Below are 12143 nucleotides of genomic sequence, written 5' to 3'. Positions count from 1 at the left end.
TCGTGCCCGACTGAGTGCCGTACCGCTTCATTCCGGCCTTTCGAAATCACCATGGTGCGGCTGAGTCGAAGCGAAGCCTCCGGGGTTGCGCGTTAGCCCGCCAGCGGCAGCTCGATGAAGAAGTCCGTCCCCTCCCCCACTTCGGTTTCAAACCAGATTTTGCCGCCGGCGCTCTCGATGCCGCGCTTGGCCACGGCCAGGCCGATGCCGGACCCGCTGGCTTTGGTGGTGAAGTTGGGCACGAAGACTTTTTCGCGCACTTCCTCGGGAATGCCGGCGCCGTTGTCGCGGATGGCCACGCGCACCTGGCTGCCGTTCACGGGCGTCAGCGACACGTCGATGTGCGGGTCGCGGCCTTCGGGCACGGCCTGGCGGGCATTGATGAGCAGGTTGTTGAAGGTGCGCACCAGCAAGCTTTCGTCGGCGTACACCACGTAGCGGCCGGTTTCGGCATCGGGCGGCAGGTGCAGGTCGAGGGCGCCGTCGGTCGAATCGGGCTGGTGCAGGGCGGCGCAGCGGCGCAGGATGGCGGCCACGTCCAGGCGCTCGGGCCGCATGGTGGGCAGGTTGGTAAAGGTGCTGAACGAAGTGGCGATGTCGCTCAGCACATCAATCTGGGTAATCAGCGTTTGGGCGATGCGGCCGATGAGTTCCTCGGCGTTGGCCCGGCGCTCGGCAATGGCTTTTTGCAGAAACTGCAGGCTCAGCTTCATGGGCGTGAGCGGGTTCTTGATTTCGTGGGCCACCTGCCGGGCCATTTCGCGCCAGGCCGCCTCTTTTTCCTGGGCGGCCAGCTCGCGCTTGCTGGCCTCCAGCTTGGTGAGCATGGCGTTGTACTCGCGCACCAGCAGGCCGATTTCGTCGTCGGAGCTGCGGTAGTCCAGCAGCTCGTTTTCGCCGGTGAGGGTGGTTTGCGTCAGCTTTTCGGTGATGAGCTTGAGCGGCGCCGTGAGCTGCCGCGCCGCCGCAAACGCCAGCCCCAGAAACAGCAGGAACATCAGCGTGAAGATGTTCAGAATGGTGGTAAACAGCTCCGTCAGCTTGGTATTCAGCTCTTTCTCGGAGTCGAAAAACGGAATGCCCACGTAGCCCAGAATCGGGCCGGTCGGCATGGCCATCTCGTCGTCCGACGACCCGTCGTCATCGTCAAACACCGGGTTGCCGGAAGCGTCAACGCCTTTTCTCAAGGCGCCGTGGGGCAGCACGTGGCCGGCCAAATCCGTGGACACCGCTTCCCCCTCCCCGGCCCGCACCGGCAAATACAAGGCGTTGAACGACAACGACCCCGCCCGCTCCGTGAGCAGGGCCCGGGGCCGGTTGTGCTCCCGCAACGACACCACGGCCTGCGGGTTGAGCAAGGGCCCGAGCAGGCCCGCGTCGAAAATGAGGGGCTGGCTGCTGGCCAGCAATTCGCCGTGGACGTCGTAAAGGTTAAGGTCGGTTTCGGTGAGGGCGGCCACGTTCCGGGCCAGGGCCGTGAGGGTGGGCCGCGCGGTGCTGTCCGACAGCAAATGGCGCTGGCGGCGCAGGCTTTCCAGGGCCAGCTGCCCGCGCCGCTCGTAGGTGCGCGACAAGTCGCGCTTGTACGAATCGATGAGCTGGCTGGCGGTGGCCACGCTCACCACCAGCAGCGGCACCACAATGCCCACGTTCAGCAGCAGCTGAATGCGCGTGCTGAAGTTGAGCCGCAGCCGCGGGGCGGCCCGGCCCCGCAGCAGCAGCGCCAGCCCGCCCACCAGCAGCCAGAAGAACGACGACAGCAGAAACTGAAAGGAGAAGTTGGCCAGCCAGTCGCCCAGCGAATAGGTGGCCGTGGTCACCACCACGGTGCGGCCCTTCGATTGGCTGCCGCCCAACGAGTCAATCACCGCGAAATGGTGATAGCCGCGCCGGCTCAGGCCGCTGGTGTAGAGGCGGGGCTCGGCCAGCAGGCTGGTGGGCAGGCGGTTGGCGTAGTCGAAGTCGCCCTCGCTGTACACCAGGCGGCGGTGGTTGTAGCCGGCGTAGCTGAGCTCGGTGGCCAGGCCGGGCTGAAAAAACGCCTGGTCGACCAGCAGTTCCGGCAGCACGCTGTAGGTGGTGAGCTTCTTCAGGGTCAGCTCCACCCGCACGGCGCCCAAGGGCAGGCCAAAGCCATTCACGCGCGTGCCCGGCACGGTGATGAACGCCACGTAGCGCCGCGAGCTGAACGGGTTGGCCGCTTTCACGAGGTACACGCCGCGCTGCTCGGTGGCCGTGGCCGTGCGCTCCAGGGCCGTGCGCGCGGCCACCAGGCCCGGGGTGTCCGGCAGGGCGCCGATGGGGTCGCCGGATTCGTCGTAGATGGTGACGTTGCTCTCGTATTTGTCGAAATAATCGCCCAGATACTGCCGGGCGATGCGCTGCCGCACCACCTCCGGCCGACCAAACGCCGCCGACAACGAACGGCGCACGAAGGGGTCGGCCGCTATTTCGCGCATGCGCTCCCCCAGCAGAAATTCTCCCTGAAGGTCATTGTCAATGAGCAGGTTGCCGGCCAGCCGCTGCTTGTCCACCAGCAGTTGCTTCTCAAATTGGGCGTACAGCGCCAGCGCCCCCGTGGCCGAGGCCAGCGCCAGCAGCAGCACCACCAGCACCGACGACTGGTAGCTGCCCGTGGTGGGAGCCGCCTGCATGCCCACCGCCCGCACCAGCGACGCAAACAGCAGCAGCACGCCGGCCAGCAGCACCCACGGCTGCCCCAGCGCCAGGCCCGCCCCCAGCACCGGCAGGGCCACCAGGGCCGGCCCCAGCAGCAGCGCCCGCCGCGGCACGTGCTGCAACAGCGCCCCGGCCAGCTGCGTCAGGCCAAAAAACCCGACCAGCCACGCGGCGGTGTGCAGCAGCACCGCCAGCGCCAGCAGCAGCCAGAAGCCCGATATCTGCAAATTGCGCGATACGTCCAAGCTCAGCTGCGAGCTGCCGAAAGCGGTGGTGTAATACACGAACAGCAAGGCCAGCCAAGCGCAAAAAACCACGCCGAGCCCTGCCGCAGCCAGTGCCTGACCGCCCGGGGTGCGGGGCGCGCACACCCGGCGCAGCACGTCCCAGTGCCGCCACAGGGCAGCCCCGCCCACGGCGGCCAGCAGCATCAGCAGCGCATTCAGTAGCAAATCGCCCAACGAGGGGGCCCAGGCCGCCGCCGCGTACACGCGCGGGTCGAACAGCGGCAGCTCGATGAAGGAATAGGGCAAACCCAGGTACAGCAGCGCCCCCCGTAATCCGGCCAACGGCAGCACCAGCGCGGCAACGGCTGCACCCGGCCGCCCGGCCCGCCACCAGCGTAGCGCCAGCAGCAGCCACCCGCCCGCGTACAGCAGGCTGCCCAGGCCCAGCAGCACCAGCGGCACGTACTGGCCGGTGAGCGGGTTGGGCTGCAGCCGCTCGATGGAAAACAGGTAGTGCCCGTCGGCAGCCTCGAAGCGGGCGCGGCCGGCGCCGGCGCTGTCGGCCACCACCTTCAGCTCCATGCCCCGGAACAGGGCCTGTTCGCCGCCCTCGCGCAGGTAGCGGTTCTTGATGAGGTAGTGCCGTTCCAGCGGCACGTAGGTGAGGATGGTGAACCGGCCCGCCATGCGGCGCAGCAGCAGGAACTTCCCCACCGGCGTTTCAATCAGTTGTTCGGCGCCGGGGCTGGCTGCCTCGGCTTCGGGCCGCAATGTGGCGTCGGACCAGTACCGCAAGTCCCCGTTTTCGAGCACGCAGGTGGGGTACGTGGTGTGGGCCAGCAGTTGCTGAAAGCTGTAGTTGCCCCGCGGCAGCTGCGCGGCCACGGTGTCAGCCTCGCGGCGGGCGGTGTTTTCGGCCTCGCGCACGAGCTGTTGCAGACGCGCTATATCAGTGCGGTGCACCACGCCGGGGGCCTGGGCGTAGCGGCTGGCCAGGTAGCCCCCCGCAAAACAAACGGCCGCCGCCAGCAGCAGCAGCCAGGGCAAACGACGCTTCGCCTGTACAGTAACCACAGATGCGTTAGTGGGTGTAGAAGTTTGCAACAAGAAAAAAGACGTAAATGGAGCCGTGGCTACGGTTTCAATTCAAAGTAAGCGCGTGGGCGCGCTGGTTTTGCCCGGGCTCACTCATAAGAGCTGTTTTCGAATACTGCCGTTATCAGCACGATGGCGTTGAACTCGACAGCAAGGCCCCGCAAAATCTGCGCCTAATAAAAAATGCCGCCCAAAGGCGGCATCACACGGATAGCAAAGGCTCAGTAAAATCAGCGGGTGGCGTAGCGCGGGTCGAAGCGGGTGCCGCCGAAAGCGTACAGCATCACGGCCCGGGAGTAGCGGAACAGCAACGGCGTCACGGCCAGTACTGCCGCGGCCACCGTGCTGATGTAAACCCACAGCGGCGGGTCATTGGCCAGGTAATACAGTAAAAAGCCGATGGCCAGCAAAATGCCCGTCGAGAACCCTGAGCTGATGTACATGGCCCCGTAATAGAATCCCGGTTCGGGCTCATACGTCTGCCGACACACGGGGCAGGCGGCCGGCATCTCCATAAAGCTGGTACTCAGCGCCGGATTGGTGAACAACTGGCCGGTATGGCAGCGCGGGCAGCGTAATTTCAGCAGCGCCAGCGGTGTCGATTGGATAGCCGCAGTGGAGGGCTGCATCAGGCTTTGGCGGCCTTCGGCTTGGGATGCGTGCGCCGGTACCAGAAGTAGCCCACCGCCCCCATCAGGATATACGGCACGGTCATCATGTACACGATGCCTTTGTTGAGGCCGGCCACGTCGTAGTCGTCGCGCTCCTGCTTGGCGGCTTCCACCTGCGCCTTACACATCACGCACTGCGCGCGGGCAGCCAGCGGCGCCACGCTCAACAACACACCCAGCAGCAGGGCAAAAGCGGCGGAAAAAAGAGTCTTTTTCATACGAATAGCAACACGGTAATTGAAGCAAAGTTTCACCTTAGCCACTAGCCTAGGTGTAATACGGCGAAATCATGAAGTAAACGATAACGCCCGTTATCGACACGTACAGCCACACCGGGAAGGTCCAGCGCGCAATGGCCTTGTGCTTGGTGTATTGTCCGGTGAGGGCGAAATACAAGGTAAAAAGCACCAGCGCCACCGTCACCACCGCGAGGCTGATGTGGGTGAGCAGCAGGAAAAAATACACCAGCCGAATGGCACCCACTCCGCCAAAGTGCGTGCTGGCCACCTGCGAGTGGTAGGCCACGTACGACAGCAGAAACACCGACCCCAGCGCGAACGCCGTGCCCATCATGGCGCGGTGCTTGAGCACGTCCTTTTGCCGGATGAAGTAGAACCCCGCCAGCAGGCACACGGCCGTGAGCGAATTGAGCACCGCGTTCAGGGCTGGCAGAAACTTCACCTGCGCCCCCGGGATGCGGAACGTTTCGGGGAAATAATAGAGGATGGCCACTAGCAGGGGGACCACCAGTCCCAGCACCCCGAGAATGATTTTGTAGCGGGTGAAATCGCCGGGCTCCAGCACCGGCGGGTGCAATTGTTCAGTGGGGGTGCTCATAATCGTAAAGCTGCACGGTGATTTCCGTCAGTAATCGGTCCATCTCGCGCCCATCCGTCCCATCGTAGATGCCCCGAACGCGCCGCTGATTGTCAATCAACAACAAGCGCCCCGCTGGGATGTTGGCAGTATACACGGCGCCCGGCAGGCGCCGGGGGTCGGAAGTGAGGCGGAACTCGCTCCGGGCAAGGCGGCTCAGCGTGTCGGGCGCGCCGGTCAGGAAAAACCATTTGCCGGCAATGGCCCCGTACTGCTCGGCCAGCCGCGCCACGGCGGCAGACTCCGGGGCCTGGCGCTCCATCACAAAGGTAGCCAGGCGCACCCGGGGCTCGTGCCGAAACTTTTCCTGGATGCGGAGCAGCTGCCGGGCCACCTTGGCGCTGGCCTCATTCGGGCTGTAGAACTGCGCGATGTAAACTCCTTTTCCAAGTTCCTGGCTGCTCACCACCCGGCCCGTGGAAGCCGCTAGCGCAAACGGCGCAACTTGGTGGAAAACAGTATCGCGCCGCCACTCCCCGCCGACTTGCGCAGAATCCACGCGGTCGGGCAGGTAAGTGGGCAGCGCGTAACGGTTGGTGCCGAAGCGAAACAGGAACAGGAATGCCAGTACCGGCACCAATAGCAGCAGCCCCAGCAAAAGGGTTTGGCGGGGCCGCATTCGCTATTTGAACATGTTTTGCAGCACTTCGCCGATGAATGAGCCTTCGGTTACGAGGGCCACCAGCAGCCACACCAGCAAAGACATCGGAATCAGAATTGTCCAAATCAGGCCTTTGGTTTCGTGCTTCAAGTGCATGAACTCACCCACGATGAAGAATGCCTTCAGGATGGTGAGCACAATAAAAATGCTGTTGCGCAGGGTGCTCGGGTGCATCAGGAACACGAAAACGAACTCGACGGCGGTGATGCCCACCAGCACGAAGAAGGTTTTCCAAATCCAGCCGGTATTCGGTTTGGCGATTTCGCCGGGAGCGAGCGTGTGCTCAGTAGTTGCGTGGGAAGCCATTAGGGAGAATTATAAATTATAAATTATGAATTATGATTTGGGCAAATTGCCTTCCTCACATTCATAATTCATAATTCGAAATTTATAATTAAAACTAAACGAGGTAGAAGAAAGTGAACACAAACACCCACACCAAGTCCACGAAGTGCCAGTAGAGGCCGATTTTCTCAATCATTTCGTAGTGGCCGCGCTTTTCAAACGTGCCGTTGGTGGTGGCGATGAAGCACCACACCAACAGGCAGACGCCCGAGAACACGTGGGTGCCGTGGAAACCCGTGATGAAGAAGAACAAGTCGGCAAAAAGCACCGGCCCGTACTGGTTCATGGCTAGGTTGGCGCCGTGAAACACCGTCCCATCGGCCATCACCGTGCCTTCGGTGTGGCCGTGGATGAAGTGGCTCCACTCCCAGGCCTGGCTCAGCAGGAAGGTGCTGCCGAACAGGATGGTCCAAAGCAGCCACTTCTGCACGTCGGCCTTGTCCATGCGCTGACCGGCTTCAACGGCCAGAACCATCGTTACGGAGCTCAAAATCAGAATCATGGTCATCAAAGCCACGAAACCGAGGGGCACGTTGGCTTCGCCCATGCCGGGGAAGGCGTTGAATACATGGTCCGGAATGGGCCACCACCGCGTGCTGAACACAAAATCCTTGGCTTCGCCCGTAAATACTTCGTGCTTATGGCGAATCATGCCATAAGTGGTGAGGAAAGCCGCAAAGGTGAAAGCGTCAGAAAGCAGGAAGAACCACATCATCAGCTTGCCGTAGCTCGCTTTGAAAGGTTCGTTGCCGCCATCCCAGGTGCCGGTGCGCGGGGCGTCGTGGGTAGCGGGTGCAGTAGGCGACTGCAAAGTGGTCGATTGGGCCATAGCGGACAGCGTAAACGTCGTTTTAGTGGTTCAAAAGTAAGAACAAATACAGGTACAGCCAAAGTCCGCCCAGGAAGTGCCAGTACAGGGTAGCGTTGCCAATGGAGAGCATGGCGCGCGAATGCACCTGATAGTTAAGTGCTCGGCGGAGCACCACGGCCAGAAAAACAAGCCCCGTAACCAGGTGAAAAGCGTGCACGCCCATGAGCACGTATACGAACGAACCCGAAGGATTGGCGTCGGCGCCGCCAAAGTAGGTGTTGCCGGCCACCAGGTCGCCAAAGCTCACATACTGGCCCGCCAGAAAAGCCAGGCCCAGCACCAGCGTCACGACCAAGCCCGTTTTCAGGCGGCCAAGCTCGTCCTTACGCGCTGAGAAGTAGGCCCACTGCATGCTGGCACTGCTCAAGGCAATGAGGATGGAATTGATGAGCAGCGAGGCCGGCAGGTCGAACTCGCGCCAGTTGCCTTCGTCGCGCCGCACGATGTAGCCGCTGGTGAAAGCCGCGAACATCATCACAATACTGAAAATGAGCAGGATGAGCAGCACGCGCTTGGGATGCCAGCCTAGCCCGACTTCTTTCTCAGATAAAATTTCCGGTTGGGGATTCATAGGATAATTAGTTATTGGTGCTCGGCCGTTGCCCCGTAATGGTTACGCGGCACTGCCGTCTTCTTCTAACAACTGCCCGCTAGATTTTGTCCAGCACCAGCGCAATTTGTACGATGGGCAAGTATAAAAACGAGGCAAACATGATGCGCAGCGCGGCTTTGCGCGACTGCGTGCGCATGAGCTGCACGGTGAGCAGCAGGAACAGCACCCCGCACACCACCGCCACAAAAGCGGAGATTTGGCCCGAGATGTTGAACACGAGCGGCAGCAGGCTCAGCGGAATCAGCAGCAGCGTGTAAGTCATGATTTGGAAGGCCGTGCGCAGGTCGCGGTTGCCGGGCGAAGGCAGCATTTTGAAGCCGGCGCGCTTGTAGTCGTCGTCGGCCACCCAGGCAATGGCCCAGAAGTGCGGGAACTGCCACATGAACTGGATGCCGAACAACACCCAGGCCTCCACCCCAACGTACCCCGTGGCGGCCACCCAGCCAATGAGCGGCGGCAAGCCGCCCGGAACAGCGCCCACAGCCACGCAAATAGGCGAAATCGTTTTGAGCGGCGTATAAATAAAGCCGTACAGAATAAGTGACAGCAGCGAGAGCGCGGCGGTGAGCGGGTTGAAAGCGTAGGCCAGCAAGCCCAGCCCCGCCACGCCCAGCAGCACGCAAAATACCCAGGCCTCGCCCGGCGAAATGACGCCCAACGGCAGCGGCCGCTGGGCCGTGCGGGTCATCAGCTTGTCGAGTTCCCGCTCGTGAACCTGGTTGATGATGTTGGCCGAGCCGGTGACGAGCAGGCCGCCCAGCATCACCAGCAGCGCGCGACTCCAGCTAAACTCGTGCGCCCCCAACAGGTACCCAATTGCACTGGAAAACGCCACCGTGAGCGAAAGCCGGAATTTAAGCAGCTGAAAATAGGCGCGGGCCTTAACCATCAATACGTCTTCTAGTTTCGTCGCTTAGCGCTCAGGCCATTAACGGGTGGCTGCCAAACGGGCCGCAAAGTTACGCAACAACCGGCCGGGCGGCATCCGATGGCGCAATAGTTTCTGGCGCTGGCGCTTTCCGGGCCTGGGCTATGGCCAGCAGGGTCAGGAACTGCACGCCAAACAACACGGTGGCCAGAGTGAGATGCACCGGCTGCACTGCCGCGGGCAGCGCAAACGAAGCCAGCACCACCCCAGCCAGAATTTCGAGCCCGATAATGCCCAATGTAGCCAGCACCAGCCGCCGGAGCCGGACCTGAGCAAACTGCCACAGCTCGTACCCCAGGTATACATTCAGCAGCAGCACCAACGCCGAAACTGTGCGGTGAACACTAAATACGCTGCCCAGCTTCTCCACCCAATTTTCACGGCCCATGTAGCCTGTTGCAGCTGATACCACATCAACCTGCTCCCGTACCTGCGTGCCCAGCATTATCTGCCAAAAGGTAAGCAGAAGCGCCGCCCACAGCCACACCTGTAGCCCACCACTGGGCACCGGTGCCGAAGCTTCTTCTCCAGCTGTAGCAGCGCCGCTAAATGCCGCATCCTCCACCGCTGTCTGTTCTCGACGGGCCCGGTCCACCGCGTATAGCAACAAAGCCACAATTACCAGAGCCAGGGCCATGTGTATGGTCACCATCACGGGCAGCAGATTAGTGGACACCACCAGCGAACCTAAATAACCCTGCACGCCGGTGAGAAGAAACGATGCCAGCGCCAGCCAGAAAATGGCCCGGTCGCGCCGCCAATACGGCAGTGCGAAAAGCACCGTTAGAAACACAAAAATTCCAATCAGGGCACCCAACAACCGGTTCACGTATTCAATCCAGGTTTTTACTGGGTTGAAATCCGTTTCGATGTATTGGGTAGGATGCGCGAAAATGCTGCCCGCCACCTGCGCAAAGCCCAATCGCTGCAGGGTACGGGCCAGCTTCTGATTTTTGGCCACGCGCTGGGCCGTGTATACTTCCTTGTAGTTGGGAGGTAGCTGACTGATTTTGGTGGGTGGCACCCAACTGCCAAAGCACTTCGGCCAGTCCGGGCAGCCCATGCCGCTGCCCGTGCTGCGGACGATGCCTCCCACCAGAATCAACAAGTAAACGGCCACCACCGTCAGCATTCCCACGAAGCGGAAACGCCGAACAGCGAGGCTCATCGGCCAATTATTCATGCTCACTAATCTTCTTTAAAATCATTGACAATAAAAAGGGCCGCCGGTCAGGCGGCCCTTTTTGGGACTTTCACTTTGGGTCAACTTACTCAGCCATGTCCCGCTCGTAGGGCAGGTTCGACGAGTGCGTTTGCGAGTAGGGCACGTTCTGCGGGATGAAATCCACTTCCGAACCCGGCTTGCTGTAGTCGTAGGGCCAACGGTATACGGCGGGAATCTCGCCGGGCCAGTTGCCGTGGCCGGGCTCAATGGGAGCCGTCCATTCCAGCGTGGTCGAGTTCCAGGGGTTCTGGGTGGCGCGACGGCCGCGGAAAATGCTATAGAAGAAGTTGAAGATGAAGATAAACTGGCCCAAGAAGGCAATAATGGCCGCAATCGAGATGAACTTGTTCATATCAGCAAATTGCGAGAAGGCATCGAAGCCGGTCCAAGCGTAGTAACGGCGGGGGAAGCCGGCAATGCCTACGTAGTGCATCGGCATAAATACCAGATACACACCAGCAAACGTCAGCCAGAAGTGGATGTAGCCCAGCTTCTCGTCCATCATGCGGCCGAACATCTTCGGGAACCAGTGATATACCCCGGCAAACAGACCGAAGAAGGCCGAGCTGCCCATTACCAAGTGGAAGTGAGCCACCACGAAGTAGGTGTTGTGCATCTGAATGTCCAGCGTTGCGTTGCCGAGGATAATACCCGTCAAACCACCCGAGATAAACAGCGACACGAAGCCGATGGCAAACAGCATAGCAGCCGTGAAGCGAATGTTGCCGCGCCACAGCGTAGCCAGCCAGTTGAACACTTTCACGCCCGAGGGCACCGCAATAATCAGCGTCAGGAACATGAAGACTGAACCGAGGAAGGGGTTCATGCCCGTCACGAACATGTGGTGAGCCCACACCACAAACGACAGCAGCGAGATGCCAATCAGCGAGCCAATCATGGCGCGGTAGCCGAAGATGGGCTTGCGTGCGTTCGTAGCCAGTACTTCCGACACCATGCCCATGGCTGGCATGATAACGATGTACACTTCGGGGTGACCCAGGAACCAGAACAAGTGCTGGAACAACACCGGCGAACCGCCCTGATTGCTGAGCGCCTGCCCGGCAATGTAGATATCCGACAAGAAGAACGAAGTGCCGAACGAGCGGTCAAAAATCAGCAGCAACGCCGCCGAGAAAAGCACCGGGAACGACAGAATGCCAAGAATTGCGGTAAGGAAGAACGCCCAGATGGTGAGCGGCAGCTTGCTCATGCTCATGCCGCGGGTACGCAGGTTGATAACCGTCGTCACGTAGTTTACACCACCCAACAGCTGCGACACGATGAACAATGCCATCGATACCAGCCACATCGTCATGCCAGTACCCGAACCAGGAATGGCCTGGGGCAGCGCACTCAACGGCGGGTATATAGTCCAGCCAGCCGCCGCCGGTCCGGTTTCAATGAACAGCGACGAGAACATCACCACGCTCGACAGGAAGAAGAACCAGTACGAGAGCATGTTCATAAAGCCCGATGCCATGTCGCGGGCCCCTACCTGCAGCGGAATGAGGAAGTTCGAAAACGTGCCGCTCAGTCCGGCTGTGAGCACGAAGAACACCATAATGGTCCCGTGCATCGTCACCAAAGCCAAGTAGAACTCCGGGTCGAGCTTGCCGGCTTCGCTAACCCAGCCGCCCAGTATTGGCTTCAGCCACTCCATGGTGCCTTCGGGCCAGCCGAGTTGCAAACGGAATAAGCTGGAAAGCGTGCCCCCAAGAATTGCCCAGAAAATACCCGTAATCAGGAACTGCTTGGCAATTTGCTTGTGGTCTTGGCTGAACACGTACTTCCACAGCCAGTGCTGGTCGTGGTGCTCATGATGATGGTCATCGTGCAGCAGGTGGTCGTCGTGCTCGGTAGCAGGAACCGGAGCGGAACCACGACCGCCTTGCGCTTCAACGCTGGGCGAAAGATTAGGCTTAGGCGTCATGTCTGACATAGCGAGATACCGT

The 12143-nt window shown here is 60.8% G+C and carries 11 protein-coding genes; all 11 read right to left on the bottom strand.

What is annotated here, in order from left to right; translation table 11 throughout:
- Window positions 1-92 precede the first annotated feature (92 nt).
- The 11 genes from I2H31_RS25440 to I2H31_RS02955 all read right to left on the bottom strand — a co-directional run bounded on the left by I2H31_RS25440 (window position 93) and on the right by I2H31_RS02955 (window position 12121).
- Complete coding sequence (locus I2H31_RS25440; protein WP_317192169.1) at window positions 93-3980, bottom strand: sensor histidine kinase; 3888 nt, start codon at window positions 3978-3980, stop codon at window positions 93-95.
- A 251-nt stretch (window positions 3981-4231) separates the two neighbouring features.
- Window positions 4232-4510, bottom strand: a complete 279-nt coding sequence (locus I2H31_RS03000) for a DUF983 domain-containing protein (RefSeq protein ID WP_196291728.1) — start codon at window positions 4508-4510, stop codon at window positions 4232-4234.
- Window positions 4511-4629: 119 nt separating this feature from the next.
- Window positions 4630-4890 (bottom strand): hypothetical protein, encoded by a 261-nt coding sequence (locus tag I2H31_RS02995; protein WP_196291509.1) that lies wholly within the window; start codon window positions 4888-4890, stop codon window positions 4630-4632.
- 49 nt (window positions 4891-4939) lie between these two features.
- Complete coding sequence (locus I2H31_RS02990) at window positions 4940-5509, bottom strand: DUF420 domain-containing protein (RefSeq protein ID WP_196291508.1); 570 nt, start codon at window positions 5507-5509, stop codon at window positions 4940-4942.
- Window positions 5493-6167, bottom strand: a complete 675-nt coding sequence (locus I2H31_RS02985; protein WP_196291507.1) for a thioredoxin domain-containing protein — start codon at window positions 6165-6167, stop codon at window positions 5493-5495. The genes I2H31_RS02990 and I2H31_RS02985 overlap by 17 nt, the downstream gene beginning before the upstream one ends.
- Window positions 6168-6170: 3 nt before the next feature.
- Window positions 6171-6515: a cytochrome C oxidase subunit IV family protein gene (locus I2H31_RS02980; RefSeq protein WP_196291506.1), complete on the bottom strand. Its 345-nt coding sequence runs from the start codon at window positions 6513-6515 to the stop codon at window positions 6171-6173.
- Window positions 6516-6609: 94 nt separating this feature from the next.
- Window positions 6610-7383, bottom strand: a complete 774-nt coding sequence (locus tag I2H31_RS02975) for a cytochrome c oxidase subunit 3 (protein ID WP_196291505.1) — start codon at window positions 7381-7383, stop codon at window positions 6610-6612.
- A 22-nt stretch (window positions 7384-7405) separates the two neighbouring features.
- Window positions 7406-7996 (bottom strand): cytochrome c oxidase subunit 3, encoded by a 591-nt coding sequence (locus tag I2H31_RS02970; RefSeq protein WP_196291504.1) that lies wholly within the window; start codon window positions 7994-7996, stop codon window positions 7406-7408.
- A gap of 79 nt (window positions 7997-8075) precedes the next feature.
- Complete coding sequence (gene cyoE, locus I2H31_RS02965; protein WP_196291503.1) at window positions 8076-8927, bottom strand: heme o synthase; 852 nt, start codon at window positions 8925-8927, stop codon at window positions 8076-8078.
- Window positions 8928-8997: 70 nt separating this feature from the next.
- Window positions 8998-10149, bottom strand: coding sequence for a COX15/CtaA family protein (locus I2H31_RS02960; protein WP_230687450.1), 1152 nt, complete (start codon window positions 10147-10149; stop codon window positions 8998-9000).
- An 85-nt stretch (window positions 10150-10234) separates the two neighbouring features.
- Entirely contained in the window at window positions 10235-12121 is a 1887-nt protein-coding gene (locus tag I2H31_RS02955) for a cytochrome c oxidase subunit I (protein ID WP_196291502.1), read from the bottom strand.
- Between the last annotated feature and the right edge of the window lie 22 nt (window positions 12122-12143).

Source organism: Hymenobacter ruricola, assembly GCF_015694525.1.
Classification (GTDB): Bacteria; Bacteroidota; Bacteroidia; order Cytophagales; family Hymenobacteraceae; genus Hymenobacter; species Hymenobacter ruricola.
Note: the sequence above shows the minus strand (reverse complement) of the source record. Positions and strands in the feature narration are given on the sequence as shown.

Coding starts and splice junctions, on each gene's coding strand:
- I2H31_RS03000 (WP_196291728.1), bottom strand. CDS start 4,510: ATGCCGGCCGCCTGCCCCGTGTGTCGGCAGACGTATGAGCCCGAACCG.
- I2H31_RS02995 (WP_196291509.1), bottom strand. CDS start 4,890: ATGAAAAAGACTCTTTTTTCCGCCGCTTTTGCCCTGCTGCTGGGTGTG.
- I2H31_RS02990 (WP_196291508.1), bottom strand. CDS start 5,509: ATGAGCACCCCCACTGAACAATTGCACCCGCCGGTGCTGGAGCCCGGC.
- I2H31_RS02985 (WP_196291507.1), bottom strand. CDS start 6,167: ATGCGGCCCCGCCAAACCCTTTTGCTGGGGCTGCTGCTATTGGTGCCG.
- I2H31_RS02980 (WP_196291506.1), bottom strand. CDS start 6,515: ATGGCTTCCCACGCAACTACTGAGCACACGCTCGCTCCCGGCGAAATC.
- I2H31_RS02975 (WP_196291505.1), bottom strand. CDS start 7,383: ATGGCCCAATCGACCACTTTGCAGTCGCCTACTGCACCCGCTACCCAC.
- I2H31_RS02970 (WP_196291504.1), bottom strand. CDS start 7,996: ATGAATCCCCAACCGGAAATTTTATCTGAGAAAGAAGTCGGGCTAGGC.
- cyoE (WP_196291503.1), bottom strand. CDS start 8,927: ATGGTTAAGGCCCGCGCCTATTTTCAGCTGCTTAAATTCCGGCTTTCG.
- I2H31_RS02960 (WP_230687450.1), bottom strand. CDS start 10,149: ATGAATAATTGGCCGATGAGCCTCGCTGTTCGGCGTTTCCGCTTCGTG.
- I2H31_RS02955 (WP_196291502.1), bottom strand. CDS start 12,121: ATGACGCCTAAGCCTAATCTTTCGCCCAGCGTTGAAGCGCAAGGCGGT.